The 17,736-nt window shown below is 66.7% G+C and carries 20 protein-coding genes and 1 tRNA gene; 11 read left to right on the top strand and 10 right to left on the bottom strand.

All coding sequences use genetic code 11. The annotated features are described in order from the left end of the window. Nucleotides 1–36: 36 nt before the first annotated feature. Nucleotides 37–468, bottom strand: a complete 432-nt coding sequence (locus SROT_RS03275) for a YbaB/EbfC family nucleoid-associated protein (protein WP_013137588.1) — start codon at nt 466–468, stop codon at nt 37–39. A gap of 412 nt (nt 469–880) precedes the next feature. Here SROT_RS03275 and SROT_RS03270 point away from each other — a divergent pair, with 412 nt between their 5' ends. The 10 genes from SROT_RS03270 to SROT_RS03225 all read left to right on the top strand — a co-directional run bounded on the left by SROT_RS03270 (nt 881) and on the right by SROT_RS03225 (nt 7,369). Further along, nucleotides 881–1,228, top strand: a complete 348-nt coding sequence (locus SROT_RS03270; protein ID WP_013137587.1) for a hypothetical protein — start codon at nt 881–883, stop codon at nt 1,226–1,228. Beyond that, entirely contained in the window at nt 1,225–2,895 is a 1,671-nt protein-coding gene (locus tag SROT_RS03265; protein WP_013137586.1) for a WXG100-like domain-containing protein, read from the top strand. The genes SROT_RS03270 and SROT_RS03265 overlap by 4 nt, the downstream gene beginning before the upstream one ends. A gap of 57 nt (nt 2,896–2,952) precedes the next feature. After that, the gene (locus SROT_RS03260) at nt 2,953–3,489 is read left to right on the top strand and encodes a YbaB/EbfC family nucleoid-associated protein (RefSeq protein WP_013137585.1); all 537 of its coding nucleotides are present in this window, start codon (nt 2,953–2,955) and stop codon (nt 3,487–3,489) included. Between the two features lie 457 nt (nt 3,490–3,946). After that, a complete protein-coding gene (locus SROT_RS03255) occupies nt 3,947–5,230 on the top strand; it encodes a hypothetical protein (RefSeq protein WP_013137584.1) in 1,284 nt (427 codons plus the stop codon). Next, nucleotides 5,230–5,508, top strand: a complete 279-nt coding sequence (locus SROT_RS03250) for a hypothetical protein (protein ID WP_013137583.1) — start codon at nt 5,230–5,232, stop codon at nt 5,506–5,508. Before SROT_RS03255 ends, SROT_RS03250 begins: the two co-directional genes overlap by 1 nt. Continuing rightward, nucleotides 5,505–5,831, top strand: coding sequence for a hypothetical protein (locus SROT_RS03245; RefSeq protein WP_013137582.1), 327 nt, complete (start codon nt 5,505–5,507; stop codon nt 5,829–5,831). The genes SROT_RS03250 and SROT_RS03245 overlap by 4 nt, the downstream gene beginning before the upstream one ends. Then, nucleotides 5,831–6,142 (top strand): hypothetical protein, encoded by a 312-nt coding sequence (locus SROT_RS03240; RefSeq protein ID WP_013137581.1) that lies wholly within the window; start codon nt 5,831–5,833, stop codon nt 6,140–6,142. The genes SROT_RS03245 and SROT_RS03240 overlap by 1 nt, the downstream gene beginning before the upstream one ends. Further along, a complete protein-coding gene (locus SROT_RS03235; RefSeq protein ID WP_013137580.1) occupies nt 6,139–6,468 on the top strand; it encodes a hypothetical protein in 330 nt (109 codons plus the stop codon). Before SROT_RS03240 ends, SROT_RS03235 begins: the two co-directional genes overlap by 4 nt. Nucleotides 6,469–6,482: 14 nt before the next feature. Next, the gene (locus SROT_RS03230; protein WP_013137579.1) at nt 6,483–7,046 is read left to right on the top strand and encodes a hypothetical protein; all 564 of its coding nucleotides are present in this window, start codon (nt 6,483–6,485) and stop codon (nt 7,044–7,046) included. A 143-nt stretch (nt 7,047–7,189) separates the two neighbouring features. After that, a complete protein-coding gene (locus tag SROT_RS03225; protein ID WP_013137578.1) occupies nt 7,190–7,369 on the top strand; it encodes a Panacea domain-containing protein in 180 nt (59 codons plus the stop codon). Nucleotides 7,370–7,397: 28 nt separating this feature from the next. Here the strand turns inward: SROT_RS03225 and SROT_RS17480 are convergent, their stop codons facing one another. The 4 genes from SROT_RS17480 to nucS form a co-directional block, all read right to left on the bottom strand. Beyond that, nucleotides 7,398–7,571, bottom strand: a complete 174-nt coding sequence (locus tag SROT_RS17480) for a putative phage holin (protein WP_013137577.1) — start codon at nt 7,569–7,571, stop codon at nt 7,398–7,400. A 153-nt stretch (nt 7,572–7,724) separates the two neighbouring features. Next, nucleotides 7,725–7,797, bottom strand: a tRNA-Val gene (locus tag SROT_RS03220). A gap of 224 nt (nt 7,798–8,021) precedes the next feature. Further along, nucleotides 8,022–10,772 (bottom strand): discoidin domain-containing protein, encoded by a 2,751-nt coding sequence (locus SROT_RS03215; protein WP_148223323.1) that lies wholly within the window; start codon nt 10,770–10,772, stop codon nt 8,022–8,024. A gap of 35 nt (nt 10,773–10,807) precedes the next feature. Beyond that, nucleotides 10,808–11,470: an endonuclease NucS gene (gene nucS, locus SROT_RS03210; protein WP_013137575.1), complete on the bottom strand. Its 663-nt coding sequence runs from the start codon at nt 11,468–11,470 to the stop codon at nt 10,808–10,810. 32 nt (nt 11,471–11,502) lie between these two features. On the opposite strand from nucS, the gene SROT_RS03205 reads away from it, so the two are divergent. Next, on the top strand, nt 11,503–13,062 hold the full coding sequence (locus SROT_RS03205; protein ID WP_013137574.1) for an adenylate/guanylate cyclase domain-containing protein: 1,560 nt from the start codon (nt 11,503–11,505) through the stop codon (nt 13,060–13,062). A 70-nt stretch (nt 13,063–13,132) separates the two neighbouring features. Here the strand turns inward: SROT_RS03205 and speG are convergent, their stop codons facing one another. From speG to SROT_RS03180, 5 genes are all read right to left on the bottom strand, one after another. Next, nucleotides 13,133–13,669: a spermidine N1-acetyltransferase gene (gene speG / locus SROT_RS03200; RefSeq protein ID WP_013137573.1), complete on the bottom strand. Its 537-nt coding sequence runs from the start codon at nt 13,667–13,669 to the stop codon at nt 13,133–13,135. Between the two features lie 128 nt (nt 13,670–13,797). Beyond that, the gene (locus SROT_RS03195) at nt 13,798–14,241 is read right to left on the bottom strand and encodes a hypothetical protein (RefSeq protein ID WP_013137572.1); all 444 of its coding nucleotides are present in this window, start codon (nt 14,239–14,241) and stop codon (nt 13,798–13,800) included. A gap of 129 nt (nt 14,242–14,370) precedes the next feature. Beyond that, nucleotides 14,371–15,303, bottom strand: coding sequence for a cation diffusion facilitator family transporter (locus SROT_RS03190; protein WP_013137571.1), 933 nt, complete (start codon nt 15,301–15,303; stop codon nt 14,371–14,373). 70 nt (nt 15,304–15,373) lie between these two features. Next, nucleotides 15,374–16,549, bottom strand: coding sequence for a mannose-6-phosphate isomerase, class I (gene manA / locus SROT_RS03185; protein ID WP_013137570.1), 1,176 nt, complete (start codon nt 16,547–16,549; stop codon nt 15,374–15,376). Beyond that, complete coding sequence (locus SROT_RS03180) at nt 16,549–17,631, bottom strand: hypothetical protein (RefSeq protein ID WP_041406869.1); 1,083 nt, start codon at nt 17,629–17,631, stop codon at nt 16,549–16,551. Before SROT_RS03180 ends, manA begins: the two co-directional genes overlap by 1 nt. Nucleotides 17,632–17,736: the final 105 nt, after the last annotated feature.

Below are 17,736 nucleotides of genomic sequence, written 5' to 3'. Positions count from 1 at the left end.
CGCCGCCCATGGACGTGCGGCTGGCCTGTTCGCCGCTCAGCGACCCAGGGTTTTGTACTGCACGGCGTCTTGATCGTCTTTCTGTTCCTCCAAGCGCGCTTTCGGGATCCGGAAACGCTCGGAGAGCTCCGCGGCGGCGCTGCCCTCGTCCATCTCGACGAGCGCAGAACGGTATTTCTCAAGATTGGCCTGCTGCGCCCGGCTGACCGCGACCACGACCGACTGCGCGAGTTTGGTGGGCCCGAGCTTCTGGTACGCCTCATCGCTGATCCGCACAGCCTCCACTGCCCCGCCGGGGCCGACGATCGCCTTCACTCCGCCGTCCGCGGCCTGCCCGCCCGAGCGAGGGTTGCCGACCAGTGATTGCGCTTTCTGCGCTTTCTGCGCTTTCTGCCGCAACGCCGCCAGCTCGCCCTGCAATCCCTCATCCGATCCCGCAGTGCCAGATCCGGGCAGAACGCTCGACATTGAGACCTCCTGGACAAGCAACGGGGCCCAACAGACTGATAAGTATGCCCCGCTGGTTATTATTCGCGACTTTTCTTCGTGTTTCCGAGCCTACCACCGGCACGGCTTCCGCGTCCAGATCGGAAACAAGAAAAATTTTCACATGCTAAATAAAATCCTCCGCATGGGCGAACCTCAGACGCGCACGGCTTTCATGCAGGTCAAACACTGTCAATGCCAGAGCCGCGCCCTATGGTCGAGAAAAAATCGAAGAAATCCGCGCGTTCCCAGAGCCGGAGGCCTAGCGCGTCCGCCGCTCTGACTGGTACCGTGAGGAGAGACAGGTTATACCGTGCTCACAGGCGGACGGGCCGTGTTTGCCGTCCCCCAAGCGAACGCGAATTCCCCTATTCGTCGAGGACGAGGAGGCAGCATGACGAATCAGAAGCTGGCCATGGAGTCTGCGGATTTCCGCGCAGCGGGGCATCGGCTGCACAACGTCGGCGAATCGCTCGCCGCCGCGTACGCCGCCTTCTGCGGCGAAGCCGCTCAGCAGGGCAACCCTTGGGGCTCCGACCAGTACGGGACCGTGTTCGCACAAGGAGAAGGCAAATACTTGTCGGGGATGCGCAACATGCAGCAGGCCGCAGAAGGCGAAACCGGATACCTCGCTCTCTTGCGCAAACTCGGCGAGAACACTGTCGCAGCCGCAGACCAGGTCGAAGCCGAGGACGAAGCCAACGCCGCGGACCTGGAGGCCGAACGCTCGGGGCTGTTATGACCCTCCAGCTCCCCCCCGAATTGCTGGAAGTCTACGAACTCGCCGGCGGCGGCCACTGGCCGCAAGGCGACGAGGACGCTTTGCGGGCGCTCGCCGAAAGCCATTCGGCGTACGGCGGGGCCGTCGCCTCCCACCACGGGGACGCCGTCGGCTCTCTCGACCAGGCGATCGGATCCGTGGAGGGGAAACTGCATGACAGCCTGAGCGGGATCAGGGGAGAGCTCGATCACGAGCTGCGGGAAGTCTCCCAGGCGCACGGGACCGCCGCCGCCGCTTTGCAACAGGCCGCGAACGCGGTCGAGCACACCAAAGCGATGATGCTCTCCTGTTTGGCGGTGCTCAAGTCCGAAATAGCGACCGCACGGGCAATGGAAGCGTTCACCTGCGGCGCCGCGCGCGCGGCCGAAGCGGCGGCTATCGCGTCCGCCAAACTCGCCATCGCCACACTGGCCGGGACGCTCACCGGGGAGCTCGGCGCGGCCGGAGCGGTCGGAGCGGCAACGACCATCCGAAGCGTCTCCGTGCAATCCTTGCTCCCCCAGGAAACGTCGGCTCGCGCCACGGCTGGAGCTGACGAGAAGGCGAACAACACCGAGCAATCCGCCGCCCCCGCTGGGAACAGCACCGCCCAAACGGCGAGCCTCGGGGACCGGCAGGCCCCGCCCCCCGCTTCCCCCTCCTCCGACCCCGCCGCATCCGCCGACACCGCAGCCCCGGCCCCCGTTCAGGGCCGACCGGCCCCGGACGCCCGCGCGGCGACAGCCCCGCCCGGGCCCTCGAGCGCGAGCACAGGCCCCGGCGGTGTCGCGCAGGCAGGCAACACGACCCCGGCGGCGCGAAGCATGGTGCGCACGACCACAGCGGAAAAAGCTTCGCGAGAGGCCGCAGCGGCTCGCGGCGCGCAGGGGGCGACAATCAGCGCCGACCCGGACGCCCTGCAAAGCGGCTTCGAGCAGGCCGCGCCGAACGCGAGGCTCGCCGATCTCGCGCCGATGGCAGACGACTCCGCCCTGGCCGAACAGGCCGGGCGGTACGGGCCAGGCACCATGGGGCAGAACCTCTCCGAACTCGTCCAACAAGGACAGCAAGGCGCTCAGCAGATCACGCAAACCGTCCAGCAGGCCGTGCAACAGGCGTCGCAGCAGAACTCCATGCAGGCCGCGCAGAGCATGATGAGCGAAGCCGGCGACACGGAACGCTTCAGCCTCGGGCAAGGAGCCGAATCCTCTGCCAAAGCGCCGCACGGCGGACTGTCCGCAGGGGGGGCTCCCCAAGGCGCAGGAGCGGGCGCGGGGCACAGCCTGTCCGCCGCCCCGCCATCGGGGTCCGGCGCCCACCCCGAAGCGGCAGCAGGGCGAGCGGGCGGCGGGGCGGTCCCGACAGCCCTGCGCCCGTCGATCTCCCAGAGCGGCGGAGGCGCGATGGGCGCGATGGGGGCAGGAGGAGCCTATCAGGGACAGCAACAGCGCAGCGTGCCCGTCCCGGAGTATTTGCGCGGTTCCTTCGACAGCGAGGCCCCTCCGATCGCCGTGGTCGACAGCGTGATCGGCGATCTTTCCGCCAACGAGCGCGATGAGGCAGAAGATCTGCACACGCTCGCCCAACAGCGGGCCAGCTTCGGCGACGAGGTCCAGCTCGACAGCGCCGAATGGGCCTCCGAGCATTAGGCGAACATCCGGGCGATGCCGGGAACCCCGAGCGGGCATCACCAGAAGGAGACGGAAATGATCACTCCAGAAGCCGCGGCGGCCAGCAAAGCACGCGCCGAAAACCTGCTCGACATCGTCCAAGGGCAGCTCAGCGAGGCGGTTCAGTTGAAGAAAAGCCTGCTCGACATCGTCGGGAAAGGCAGCAGCGCGAACCGGTTGGCGCAGGCCAGCTGCGGGGCGGACGGGACCTTGCTCTCGTTGCGCATCGACCGAGAACGCGCCGGGCAGATCGCATGGGAGCACATCGAGGAGGCGGTTGTGCAGGCCGCGAAGGCCGCCACACATGACGCGCGCAAGCAAGCGCTGAAAATGACCACCGAATTCCGCAAACAACTCGGCGAGGTCCCGACCTCCGGTGAATTCCTCGCCGAAGTGCTGCCCGACGCGGACATCGAGTACGAACAGCTCCCCGTCTCGCCGATGCGCAAAATCCCCAAAGCGATGCTCCACGAACCGCCCGAGGAGCAGGCCGCAGCGGCGGCTGACGAAGAACCCGACTTCGCCCCCCCGGATGATTGGATCGTCTCACGGGTCCGACCTCCGGCGCATTGAGAACTCACCGCCCGCTCGCTCTGGCGGCGGTGCGCGTGGAGGGATTCGAACCCCCGACAACTGGTGTGTAAGACCAATTTAACCTTGATTTTGTTTGGCTTCGAATGCGAATTATGTCCAGCTAGAAAGCATTTTTTCAACAAGAGTAGTCGAACTTCTGTAGCTTACGAACTCTCGGTATATCCTCACGGCTTCCATCCCCACTGGGAACATAAATCTGTATCGCCAGGGCAGATCCGCTCTAAGCTTGAAAAGCGAAAACCGCCCCCACGCAAGTGGGGGCGGTGAGAGTAAAGCCAGGTGATGAGAGCAGGAGAAAGAGACCGCGTGCCCCGATGATGGGGGACGGGCACGCGGCCCGCTCACCGGCCAACGCCAGAAGGACACCGCCGAAGAACTGGGCGCCAGCCACGCCGAGACACCGTAGTATCCTGTTCCCACGCACACGGAGGAACGAATGGGACAAGCGCTGAACGCCGACCAAGCGGCCATGATGGCGCACGCCGAGCAGACAGAACAGATGGCGCTCATGCTCGACGGCACCATCGCGTTCGACCCCAGCGTGTTCCAGGGCATGATGACCGCCCTCGGCCCTGTCGGAGCCCCGTTCGCCGCAGCGTTCACAGCCGCGATCACCAACCAGCACATCAACGCCCACGAGGTGGCAGCAGCCTTGCACGCCCACGCTGAGGCCACCCGCGAATCCGCCCTGCACTACGAGACCACAGAAGAACTCAGCGCCGCCGAACTCGCCGCCGACCAACACCTCGCTGAAGAACTCGGCGACCAACTCGACAGCGTCAAAAGCGAAGCGGACAAATTCGAGCCGTTCAAAGACGACCCCAGCCCGATCCCGAACAGTGAAACACTTCACGGCGTTCACCCGGAGCAGTTCGAGCATGTGTACGGCAGGGCTCCCCAGAGCGACGCCGACTGGAAAATGGCCGCGATCATGGACACCCAGAGCATGGTCGGACGCAACCACGGTGTGCCCGCCCGCGTCGATGTCGGCCGCATCAACCCCGTCCCCGGCCAGGGAATCGTGCGGGTCGGCCTCTACATCCCAGCCACAGACGTGCTCAACATGCCCAACGACCTAGGCGACGCGCGCGGACCGAAAGAACAATTCGACCCTCGCGAAACCAGAGTGTCCCTGTACATCGACTACGAGAACGGCGTCGTCGCGGCCAGGCAGAACCCATCCGTCGACATACAAGGCAACACGCAGGTGCAAGACCCAACCGTCAATGTCTCGCAAACCGCTGACGGAAGGCTAAGAATCCAGTACGACGCGACGAACCCGCTAGCACCATCTCCATCTCACGCTTTGGGCCTGTCAGTCAACGGCGACATCATGCTCACACCGACTGCGAACGGGGTCCACATAGACGGGCAAGTGGGCAATTACCCCTCCCTAGAGATCTACCAAGACCGGGACGGAACGACAACCCCCGCGTACAACTATGAGGCATCCGGCAGCAAGTTAGGCCCTGTGGAAGGTTTGCAAGACCATCACCCGCTAGGAACAGGAAATGCTAGCGCTGTGCCGAACGTGGGCACCGCTCCTCCACGGGAGTATCAGCCGGGAGTCCAGTGGGACGGGCCTGGAATCCAAAGCCATCAGACTCCACCGGAACTACCGGTAGAGTCCATGAAGTTAGAGCCCGAAGACTCAGACAATGTACCCAGCATCAATCCCGTCGCACCAAGCGTGCCGCCCGCCACCCACGGAGAGATCTAATGCCACCGACACGATTCCCTGCCATCTCGTGGAACGCCGCCACATGGAGCGTCCCAGCGGCCGTGCCCGTGTGCGTCATGGCGTACTCCCTTATCCGGTACTTCATGCCGCATGAAGCCGCCAGCCAGCATCCGAGCCTTGCCATCGTCTGCCTGCTGGTGGCAGTAACCGCTGTCCTGCTCGGCGTTTTCGGCAAGAACCCTCGCATGCGGGGCATAGCGGTCGGGATCTTTTTCGTGCCCTTCGTCCTCAGCGCGATCCATTGGGGCCTGGAATGAGCAACACCAACCCGCGTCCCGGCGAAGCCTCGCCCGCAAACAGCCCTACCAGTTTCATATCCTGTGCGATCACAAGCGCGATCCTGATCGTCTTCGGGTTCACGCTCGGCAACATGTTCGGCGTGACCGTGCTCCTCGCCATCGTAATCGGCATATATGTCATGCGGTCTGATGACCGGTGGCGAAACATCGGCAAAGGCATCACGGCGGCAGCCCTGGCAGCATTCCTGTTCTACTTCGGATGGACAGTGTTCTATGTGAGCGTTCCAGGTGCCATAGTCTCTATCTTCCAAATAGGCCAACAGCCCACGATGATGCGCTAATGCGGCAATCGGGCATCAAATTTCCCGCTGTGTCGTGGGCTGCTGCTACTTGGAGCGCTCCCACGTCTGTCGCGGCCACGCTGATGTCTTGCACGGTGGTGCACAAGGCTCAAGAGTTTTATTACGCGCAACGGCACCAGCGTGTGGGCGATGAAAAGCTCACGCTCTATGTCGCGGTCTGCGCCTTGTTCGTCGTCGCAGCCCTCGCGCTTTGGTTCGGTGTGCGGACGCCCGTGGCGCGGGGAATCGCCCTCGGCGTCGTCGGCTTCCCCTTCGTGTTGGCCTGGTTCAGCTATTGGATAGTCGGATGAGCAGGAAAAACACAGAGGCGGGGGGGCTGGACGGCCCGAAGCACGGCCCTGAAAGCTTCTTGGCCGTCATCGCCACCACGCTCGCCCTCATGGCAGAAGCGATGTTTGGCAAAGACGGCTGGTACCCGTACACGCTCCTCGGGCTGGGAATGCTCGGCTTCGGCCTCGCCGTGCAAACCGGAACGGCGAGAAGAGCGGGCATGGGCGTGCTCGCCGCAGTGCTCGGCGCGGTGGTCTTCCGGTACCTGTTTTGGCTGTTCGCCTATACGATCCCTGGAATGTTCTTCGCGATCTTCTCAAGCGATCCGTCCGACATGCGGTTTTAAGCGGGAGCTGCCAGATGTCCCTGCGGTCGAAACTCCTCCCTGTCTCGTGGGCTGCTGCGACATGGAGCCTTCCCGCTGCCACATTCGCGACCATGCCCCTCGGCGTGTTTTTCGCCAAAGCCCAAGGGCAGCACTCGAATACGGCGCTGGCCTACGCCGCCGTGTTCTTGGCGCTCCTGCTCGCCGCGCTCGTCGTAGGGTTCCGCGTCAAAACACCGCTCGCCAAAGGCGCGGCGCTCGGCGCGGTGGGGTTCCCGATAGCTCTCATTCTGGCTTTGTCCGAACTCAAACGGAACCGCACCGGCCCGCAGAACGTAGCGCCCAACGCCGCCTATGGCCCTGAGAGCTACGTGGCGCTCATAATCGCCACGGCCATCACCTCGGCGGTCGGAGTATTGGCACGTCCTCCCCTCTACGGCTGGGCATTGGTGCTCGCGCTCATACTCGGCGGCGTGGCCATATCGACAACCGGGGCCACTCGCCGTGTCGGCACAGGAATACTCGCCGCAGTCGCCCTCGCGTTCCTCCTGAAATGCGCGGTCGCCGTCTGCCTCTGGCTGTTCCACATCACCACATAGCGGCCACAGGAACAAGTGGTGGCTGCGTGCCCCGATGATGGGGGCGGGCACGCGGCCCGGTCAGAGCATAGACGGCCTCAAATGCGCGCGATCAACGGCCCGAGCAGGTAGAATAAGACAACGTTCTAGGCGAGGAGCTGACAGTGGCAAGTGTTGTCGATGTCGCGCAGCACATCATCGAACGTCTCGGCGGTGAAGTCGAGCCGGAAAAACTCCACTGCCTCTTGTACTACTGCCAAGCGTGGCACCTCGTCGCGCACGGAACCCCCCTGTTCCCCGAACAGATGCAGGTGTGGCCCGCGTTCGGCCAGCAGGAGCCGTGATCCTTGCGGAGGGCGGATCAGGGGAGCCTCAGTGTTTCTTGCGGTACGCGAGGGCAGTGGCGGTCAACCGTGTCAACGCGAACACCAACGTCCCGCACAGGACAGTGCGGACGATATCCCGGCCCGGATAGGCTTGCTCGGTCCACGCGCTGAAGGTGTTCTGCGCTAACACCGCCGACAAAGCGGCCAACACCCACAGCACAGCCCGGCCGGCTCCTTCGACATCCGCACCTCGTCTCCGCTTTTCGCTGTAGCTTACGTTTGGGATACGGTGGGACGAGCTGGGACGATGCGGAGTCCCCGTACCAACCGAATAAGCAGGGCTTTTAGGGCCATTTTGGCTGTTCAGCCTAGGTGCGCGTGGAGGGATTCGAACCCCCGACAACTGGTGTGTAAGACCAGGACTCTAACCGCTGAGCTACACGCGCGTGGGACTGGGCGCCATGATGGGTGTTCCTTGGCCCAGCCTGTGACGGGATATGAGTTTACAGACCGCCGGGAGCAGACCACAATCCATGATCCACGACAGCGACGAGCGCCAACACAACCGCCGCCGCCGTTGCTGTCAGCGCCGCGCGCCCCGCTGCGGGGCTCGCTCTCGCGCCAGTCTTCCAATCCGCCCTCGCGAAGCTCCGAACAGCTTGAACAAGGCTCAGCGCACCGACAGTTCCGCCAAGGAGAGCGTGGGCTTGGAGCCTTTGCCGATGCCAGTCACCCCGTCCGCGGACGGCGCGCCGCGCAGCGTCACCCGCACGAACCGGGCTTGGGTCCCGGCGGGCGGACGAGCGTCGATTTCCGTCCAGGCGTCCCCCGCCGCGGAGATTTCGAGGACGGACTCCTGCGGCGGGGTCGCCCCGAAATCGAGCGCGACCTCATGGATGGGGCGCGTCGCGCCCAGATCGACAGTGAGCGCGGCTTCGTCGCCCGCCGCGCGCCACACGGTCGCGGCGCTGCCGTCGACCGCCGCGGCGGGCGAGGAGTTGTACGCGCTGCTGGTGGCGGTGACCGGACGGCACAGCGCCACATCGCTGGATTGGGCGAGGTCGGGTCGGCGGGTCGGGATGGTCACCGGTTGGCCCGCAGCGACCGTCTTGTTGCCGTCCGGGGCGGCGATCCGCGCCGGACCGCCCGAGACGAGGCGCACTGTGGTGTCTTTGGGCCCGATGTCGATGTCCAACCGGCTGCCGCGATACGCGAAACCGGTGATGCGCAGGCCGCCTTGGGCGAACCGCTTCGGCAGGAGGGGGTCCAGGCGCAGCGCGTCCTGCTCGAAGCGCGCCCCGGTCGGGCCGACGAGGAGGGCCTGCAGGAAACTGGCCTGCCCGGTGACGAAGATCCACGCGGCCTCGTTGCGATGCCAGACCGGGTCCAGTTTGCCGCCCGCGGTGTCGGGCGCGACTTCGGCGGACATGTCGAAGGGGCCTTTGATGTACGGGCCGGAAGCCTGGTCGAGGAAGGTGTCTGTCGCGCATCCGGGCTGGCCGAGCTGCGCTTCGAGGATCGCGCCCATCCCATTGGTCATATTCGGCCCGGTGGGGTCGGTGCGCGGGAAGTAGTAGTCCACCGTGGCCTGCTCGCTGTAGCCGGGTTCGTGGTCGTCGAACGGATAGCTCAGCAGCACAGTGTCGGCCTGTTTGATCTGTTGGCCGTGGTAGCCGGAATATTCGGCGGGGACCCCGGGGGCGATGTCGGGGGGCGCGGCGAGGTGGTCCGCCACCTCGGCCCACGCGGGGTCCGCGGGCTGGCCGAGGACGTCGCGGACGCGCTGGGCGGCGCGCAGGGTGTTCTTGGCCCCGACAACGGTGAGGGCGTGGTCGTCGATGCGCTCGATGTACTCGTCGGCTCCCGCCGTCTCGCGGTAGTGGTACGCGCCGTCCGCGCCGGGCGGGCCGATGCGCGACACCAGGTAGTCGGCGATGGCGGTGATGACTGGGGCTCCTTTGTCCGCGAGCCACTGGCGGTCCCCTGTCGCGAGATAGTACTGCCATTGCGCGAGGGCAATCTCGTTCTCCAGATGCTCCTCGTAGCGGACGCATTTGTACGGGTTGGGCAGGCACCGCATGGCGGGGCCGTTGTTCCACGGGTACGCCGCGCCCCGGTAGCCGAAGGCTTTCGCGTTCGCTCGAGCCTGCCCCAGCGCGTTCGCGCGCATGTCCACCACGGCCCGCGCAAGCTCGGGATGAGTGGCGAGCAAGGTCGGGAAGATCCAGGTGCCCGCGTCCCAGAAGAGCCACCCGGCGTAGTCGTCGGAGGACAAGCCCGCAGGCGGCACGGACCATCGTGCTCCGGCGCGCACACTCGAGAACAGGGCGTAGAAGGAGCTGTGTATCCAAGACTGGAAATCGCGTTGGCCCGCGGTGACGATGTCGGAGGCCCATAAGTCCGCCCAGTCCCGCTCATGCGCGGCAAGGGCTTGGTCCCAGCCTTCCGCGGCCCCGCGGAAGGCGGCCCGGCGCGCGGCGCCCTCGGGGTCCGGGTCGTCGTCCTCGGTCGCGATCCCGACATATTTGGTGAACGTGTACGCCGCGCCTGCTTCGACCTGCTTGTCCACGGCGATCTGCGCGGAACCGGGCCCGGCTTCCTCGGCGCGGGCCGAGGTCGAGCCCTGGGCGGGCTGGAACACGGACGACACCGCCGCGCGACGCCCCTGCGGGCCGTCGGCGCGGATCACGACGGCGCTGGTGAGCCGGTCGGCTTCGACGTGCGCGGCTTCGGGGCGGGCGCGGCGCGCGGCGCGGCCGTCAATCAGCCCGGTGACGGTGATCTGGCCGTCGAAGCGCGGGACGACTTGGACCGAGATCGCCGCGAGGTTCGGCTCGGCGCGCGAGACGAAGGCCCGATAGGTGAGGTCGAGCGCGCGCCCGGCCTGCGGGGTCCAGGTGACGTGGGTGGTCGCGACCGCGCGGCGCTCGTCGAGGGTTTGGCGGAAATCCGACAATTCGGCCGGGTCCACACCGGGGGCGTACTCTTTGCCGCCGACCGCGACGGACAGCCCGGACCAGGCGGGGAGCCCGACGATCACTTCGTCGCCGCCGAATTCGTCGGCTTGGGGCGTGAGAGGCTCCGTGTCGTAATAACCCGCCACGAAGGTCCCGGTGTACCGTTCGGCGAGCAGGGGGTACGAGCCGAAACGGCCTGGGAAGGACTCGTAGCCCTGCCCGACCCCGGCGAGGGTGGTTCCGATCCTGCCGTTGCCGAGGAAAACCCTGGCATACGGGTCGTCGGTGTACTTGGTGGCGGCGCGGACCCAGGACTGCGGGTCGGCCGCGGCCGGCCGGGCGCGGCCCGGCTGGGCGTGCGGGTCCTGCTCGCGCAGGCGCCACACGTACCCGGCTGCGAGCAGCAACAGCACAGCCGCGACCACCAGCATGGCCTTCATCGGCGAAATCAGAGTTCTGCGCACAGCAGCGAGAGTCTACCCGCTGGGCCTGGGCGCGTTTAGAAAAGTTTCCCCTCGGCGTCGTCCTGGCCTTGCAGCCAGCTGTAGTCCACGACGACGCAGCGAATGCCCCGGTCCTCGGCGAGGACGCGGGCCTGGGGTTTGATCTTCTGCGCGGCGAACACGCCCGCCACCGGGGCGAGCTTCGGGTCGCGGTTGAGCAGTTCGAGGTAACGGGTCAACTGCTCCACCCCGTCGATGTCGCCGACTCGTTTGATCTCGACGGCGACCACTTGTTTGTTCGCCGCGTCCCGGCACAGCAAATCCACCGGGCCGATCGCGGTGGGGAACTCCCGGCGGATGAGCGCCAAACCGGGCCCGATCGCCTCGAGGCGCTGCGCGAGCAAGGCTTGCAACTGCGCCTCCACCCCGTCTTTGACCAAGCCTGGGTCCACGCCCAGTTCGTGGCGGGAGTCGTGTTCCACGTCGAAGAAGGTGATCCGCAGCTCCTCGCCCGCCTTGTTCACCACTGTCCAACCGGTCTCGGACTCGGTGGTCCAGCAGGGCGGGGACATCCAGTTCAGCGGCTTGTACGAGCCGCCGTCGGAGTGCACGAGCACCGAACCGTCGGCTTTGACGACGATGAGCCGTTTGGCGGCAGGCAGCCGCGCGGCGAGCCGCCCCGCGTATTCGACTTCGCATGTCGCAATCACCAAACGCACGGCGGGAATCCTACCCGGTAGGCTCATTCCCCATGAGCCGACAAGACGTGAGCGCCGCGCCCCTCGGCTCGCGCCTGCTCGGCAGACCGGACGAGGACGTCACGATCCGCCGCATCCGGGTGCAAGTGCTGTTGACCTTCTCCATCATCATCGCGAACCTCGGCGGCATCATCTTGGTGTCAGTCCTGATCGGCGCGGTGCTGCCGGGGCCTGGCGTGTTCGGCCACGAATTCTTCCTCATCGACTTCGTCGCCCTGCCGCTTTTCTACATGTTCGCGATCGTCATCGGCGCGATCGTGGGCACGGTCGAGGGCCTGCGAGCGCTGGAATGGGCCAACTCTGGCACGGAGCCCACGGAGGACGAGGCCCAACGCGTGTTCCACATGCCGTGGCGGCTGACCCGGCTGCAGGGGGGCCTGTGGGCGGTCGGCGCCGGGCTCTTCGCGCTGTTGTTCGGCCTCGTCGACCCCGCGCTGATCGGGAAGGTCCTGCTCGGCACCTTCCTGTCCGCCATTTTGGTGTGCACGGTGGCCTATCTGCTCACCGAGTTCTCGCTGCGCCCGGTCGCCGCGCTGGCCTTGCAGTCCGTGCAGTTGCGCCGCCGTCGAGGCGTCGCGGGCCGCAGCCTCGTGTACTGGGCGATGTCCACAGCGGTGCCGATCCTCGTGCTGATGATTCTGGCCGTTGAGGCGCTGGTCATGGACAGCGTCTCCAAAGAGCGCCTCGCCATCGTGATCCTGTCGATCGGGTCGGTCGCGCTCGTGGCAGGCGTGTACGTCACCTATCTGACGATTCGGGCGATCACCGTGCCGATCGACGGGCTCCGCTCCGCGATGAAACGCATCAGCCAGGGCGATTTCGCCGCGCGGGTCGTCGTGTACGACGGCACCGAGATCGGGGAGCTGCAAGGCGGGTTCAACGTCATGGCGCGCGGGTTGCAAGAACGTGAGGAAATTCGGGAGATCTTCGGCCGTCACGTCGGCAAAGACGTGGCACGGGCCGCGCTCGCGCAAGCACCTGAGCTCGGCGGCGAGGACCGCGACATCGCGGTGCTGTTCGTGGACATCATGGGCTCCACGACCATCGCGGCGACCCGTCCGCCGCTCGAAGTGGTTCGCCTGTTGAACCGTTTTTTCGCGGTCATCGTCGCCGAGGTGGACAAGCGCGGGGGTTTCATCAACAAGTTCGAGGGCGACGGGGCGCTGGCGGTCTTCGGGGCTCCGTCGATGCTCGAAGACCCCGCGGGAAGCGCGTTGCAGGCGGCGCGGTCGATCAGCCGCCGCCTGAAGAAGGAAGTGCCGGAGCTGCAAGCGGGCATCGGCGTCTCGTACGGGGTCGCGGTCGCCGGGAACATCGGCTCGGACCAGCGCTTTGAGTACACGGTGATCGGGGACCCGGTGAACGAGGCCTCCCGCTTGTGCGAGCTCGCGAAAACCAAGCCGAACAAGGTCTTGGCGTCCGAAGCGGCGGTCACTGCGACGAACACCGCGAACAGCGCTTCCGGCGAAGCGGCGAAGTGGCAGCTCGGGGAGGAAATCGTCTTGCGCGGGCGCACCAATCCGACCCGGTTGGCGCAACCCGCGGCGCCCTGAGCGCCTGCGTCGCCCAACCCTGTTCCCACAGGCCCGCGCCCGCAACGCGGGCGGGCGCTTCCCGCGTCTGCTAGCCCCGCCCCTGCTCGTCCCGAGCCTGGTAGTCCCGCTGGAAGATCGCCATGCGCACCGCGTCGCGGTAGCTCCCCGCCGCGAAATACTCCTCCCGAAGGACGCCTTCGGCGACGAACCCGGCTTTCTCGTAAATATGGACAGCTTTGACGTTCTCCGCGTCAACGAGCAAATACACCTTGTGCAGATTCAGGATGTCGAAAGCATGGCGCAGCCCCGCCAGCACAGCCCCTTGCACGAGCCCGAAGCCTTGGAACTGCGGCACGACCGCGATCGCGAACTCGCAGTTGCGATGGATGTAATCGATCTCGACCAGCTCCACGATCCCCGCCTGCTGCCCGTCGTGCTCGATGATGAACCGGCGCTCTCGGACATCGTGGATGTGCCGCTCATAAATCTCGATCAGTTCGGCGAGGGATTCGAACGGCTCCTCGAACCAGTACGACATCGCCTGCGAGTCGTTCGACACGCTGTGCACGAACGGCAAGTCTGATCGCTCCAACGGCCGCAACCGCACGGCAGGCTCGGCGTCCATACGGGAGAGTCTAGCCGCCCGCGCCGAGGCGCCCCCGGTGACGGTTTGCGCGGCGCCCCTCAGACAGCGCGGCTGGTCCCCGCCGGGCCTGTCCCACCAGAAATCGGGCAAAACACCCCGACCACGAACTAGTGCGGCTTCTCTGAGGAAGATTCGGCATCATCAGCTCCGACCGGCTGATCCGGCCTGCTGGTGTCGACCCAGCGAGCAGCCGCGTCAAAGGTGTTCTCCGGTGCGTTGTTGAACGCGATTGCCGCGCTGGGGGCATATCGGCGGATCAGGTTGACAACCTGTTCGAACAACTCGACTTGGTCTTCCGGTTTGCGCACCCCGCCGCCGACAACCACGCATTCCCAGGACCGTGAGCGCAAGGCGTTGCTGAGGATTGCTTCCACATCGTCGCTGCCGTCAAGGCCGAACAGGCACGTCTCGAAGCCAACTCCTTGCTCGGTGAACCGAGCAAGGCCCTTGTTGAGCGAGTCGACCACGGGTTTCGGATCCAAGCACCCCGGCGCTCGATACGGATCCAAGCCGATCACCAGGACGCAAGGAGTCAAAGACGGTATGCCCATCCTGCGAACCTACATCGCCGCGAACCGAGGATCTGAGCCGAGGGACACCGACGCAAACGACAGCGAGAGCGCGGCCCTGAGGAGAGATCTGTGGCAATACGTCTGCTGCTCCCGCGCCGAAGGCCGCGATCATCCTGAGCACGGACGCCGGTCCACGTCCGGTTCGATGTAAATGAGGTCGATCTCCGGCACCAGCCCGCGCAGACGAGCCTCCGCGGCGTCCACCGCGCGCGCGACCGTCGCGAGGTCCGCGGTGCCCGACACCGCGACTTTCGCCGCGACGAGCAGCTCCTCCGGGCCGAGGTAGAGCGTCCGGCAATGGATGACGCGCTCGATTTCGGGGCCTTCGCAGAGCGCGCGCAGGATCTGGCGTTGCTGGTCCGGGGTGGCTCCCTCGCCGATCAGGAGGCTGCCCATCTCGACGATGAGCACGAGCGCGATGACGGCGAGCAGCACGCCGATGCACAGTGTCGCGATCCCGTCCCACACCGGATTGCCGGTGACGAGCGTGAGGCCGACCCCGCTGAGGGCGAGCACCAAACCGATGAGCGCCCCGAAGTCCTCCAAGAGGACCACGGGCAACTCTGGGTTGCGGGTGTGCCGGATGAACTGCCACAAGGACTGCCCGCCCATGCTCTTGCGGGACTCGCCGAACGCCGTGAGGAAGCTGTAGCCTTCGAGCAACACCGCGAAACCGAGGATCGCGACGCCGATCCACGGGTTTTCCAACGCGTGCGGCGCACGGACCTTCTCGACGCCCTCGACGATCGCGAACACCGCGCCGAGCAGCAAAATCACCAACGCCACGATGAACGCGTAGAAGTACCGGGACCGGCCGTACCCGAACGGATGCTGCTGGTCGGCGGACCGTTTCGCAGCAGCCTGCCCGCGCAGGAGCAGCGCCTGGTTGGACGTGTCCGCGACCGAGTGCACGCCCTCGGCGAGCATCGCGGACGAGCCGGTGAGCGCGAAACCGACGAACTTCGCCACAGCAATGCCGAGGTTCGCGGCCAAAGCCGCGATGATCGCTTTCTGGGAATTCCCGTGGGGGTTCTCGTCCACATCCAACCTTTCCAAGCGTCGGCGGTCTGCGCGGCCGCGCAGACCGCCCTCGACTGTGCTGCGAGAAAGGCTACACCGAGGCCCGGAACACGACTGTGGCGTCCGCGCGGGCGGTGATGTCCACATCTCGCTCGTGCGCGGGCCGCCACACGGCTTCGCCGGGGGTGATGCGTTCACGGCGCCCGCCCGTTTCGATCTCCGCCTCCCCGGAGACGCAGAGCAAAATCTCCGGTCCCGGCTCCAGCGCAGGGCCGCTTGGCGCGCGTTGGGCTTCGCCGTTGGCCAGTCGGGTGACGCGCAGACGGAACTCCGTCGCCAAACCGGGGTACTGGGACGAGGCGGGGCTGTCCTCGCTGCGGACCACCAGTTGCCGCTGCGGGATCGGGGCGAAATCCATGACGGCCAACAGCTCGTCGACGTCCACATGCTTCGATGTGAGCCCGCCGCGCAAAACGTTGTCCGAGTTCGCCATGACCTCGACGCCGAGGCCCCCGAGATACGCGTGCAGCACTCCCGCCGGGACGAAGAGCCCTTCGCCTGGCTCAAGAACGATGTGGTGCAGCAGGAGCGCGACAAGGACGCCTGGGTCGTGCGGATAGCGCTGCGCCAAGTCGGCCCCGACGGGGTGCCCGGCCGCGCGCACCGCCGCCACGCGGCGGGCGACCTCGTCGACCGGCATGAGCAGCCAACGCTCGACGAGGCCGCGCAGGTCGTGGTCCCGCAGCAGCACAGCCTCTGGGAGCTGCGCGAGGAGCCCGGCGCGCTCCAACTGCCCGAGCGTCTGACGCGCGTCGCGGAATCCGGCCAGCGCCTCGAACCGGGTGAGCGCGACGAGCAGCTCCGGCTTGTGCCTTGGGTCTTTGTAGTTGCGTTTGGGGTCGTCCAAAGCGACGCCGAGCGCGTTCTCCCGCGCGAAACCCGCCTGCGCCTGGGCGGCGGAAGGGTGGGCCTGCAAGGACAGCGGTTCGCCAGCGGCGAGCAATTTGACCAGGAAGGGCAGTTCGGCGCCGAATCTGCGGACGACGTTCCCGCCGAGCTGGAGCCCTGGGTCGGCGGCGATCGTCGCCGCGAGCGTGCGTTCCCCGTCGTCGCCAGCGTCGCCGAGCGCGCAGGGCTCGGCCGGGTGCGCCCCGTACCAGATCTCGGCCTCGGGCTGCGCGCTCGGCGACAGCCTGCCGGTGAGTTCGGCGAGATGCGTGCGGGAACCCCAGGGATAATGCCGCATCTGCCCGTGCAGCTTGCGCATCAGTGTTCCTCGCCCAACCTCAGATACACCGACGCGAGCGCGAGACGTTGCGCGAGGACGGCCAACTGGGGCAGGTCCGCGAATTCTTCCTGCCGGGGGAAGCGGCGGATCTCCGGCTCCGGCTGGATCGGATCCACCACGACAGACTCCGCGTCGGGCAACCGGCGGATCTGCGCCTCGACCTCCCAGCGGCCTCGCTCCGCGGAGAGCGCGAACACGCGGGGCGCGGCGGGCAGCGGGCCGTCGAACTCCGGGTCGTGGAAGAGGGCCGCGTCCGCGCTCAGCCCGCCAACACCCAGCCGCTCGCCCGCGAAAAGCGTGGTCACGAGGTCGGTCGCCTGCGCGGGCTCGCCCGCGACGCGCAGCAGGGCGTCCGCGCCGTACCTCGCGACGGCGACTGCGGCGGGGCCGTCCCCCGCGAGCACCACGCGCCGCCCCCGCATACGCTCCGCGAGCGCTCGGGCCGGATTCTCGAAGACCGGCCGGGACGGATGCGCGGAGAAAATTTCCTGGTCGATCTGGTCAGCCAGCGCCGCGACGTCCACGAGGGAGGCCCCGCGCGCCGAGCGCACCGCGCGGGCCACCGCGATATGCGCGGCGAGGGACTGGACGAAACCGAACGAATCGCCGCCCGCCAGCCGAGGCGCGAGGTCGAGCGCCCGACCGCTCGCGGCGGCCTGCAACGGCCCTTCCAACGGCGCGGACACCACTGTGGTCACACCCCGGCGCAAGGCCGTGGACACCGCTTCCACCAGAAGCGGGTCGCCGGGGTCGGAGCCGACGACAAGCAGCACGTCGAGCGGTCCAGCCCAGGACGGCAGCCGGGCGGAGCGCACCACGGGGACGTCCCATTCGTCTCCTGCCACCAAGGCGAACACATCGGCCCCGTGCGCGGCTTCGGCGGACCCGGCGACGGAGAGCAGCGCCCTCGGCTGGATGGATTCGAGCGCGTCGAGCGCGCCGCCCGCCACGGCAGCGGCCACGGCTCGGGCCTGCGCGCCCCCGTGCGCGGCCACCTCGAACAGCACCATCGCCGCGCGTTCGGCGGCGGGTGCGTTCGTCAGGTCGACCATCCCTGTCATCCTCGCAGGATAGCAGAAAAAACTCGAATCCCAGCCAGAAAAACCTGCTCAGCGATAAGATTCAGCTCAGGGCTGAGCCGTTCGGCGTGAAGACTTTCGCCCGAA

This window comes from Segniliparus rotundus DSM 44985 (assembly GCF_000092825.1).
Taxonomy (GTDB): domain Bacteria; phylum Actinomycetota; class Actinomycetes; order Mycobacteriales; family Mycobacteriaceae; genus Segniliparus; species Segniliparus rotundus.
This window is presented reverse-complemented; position numbering and strand designations above follow the sequence as displayed.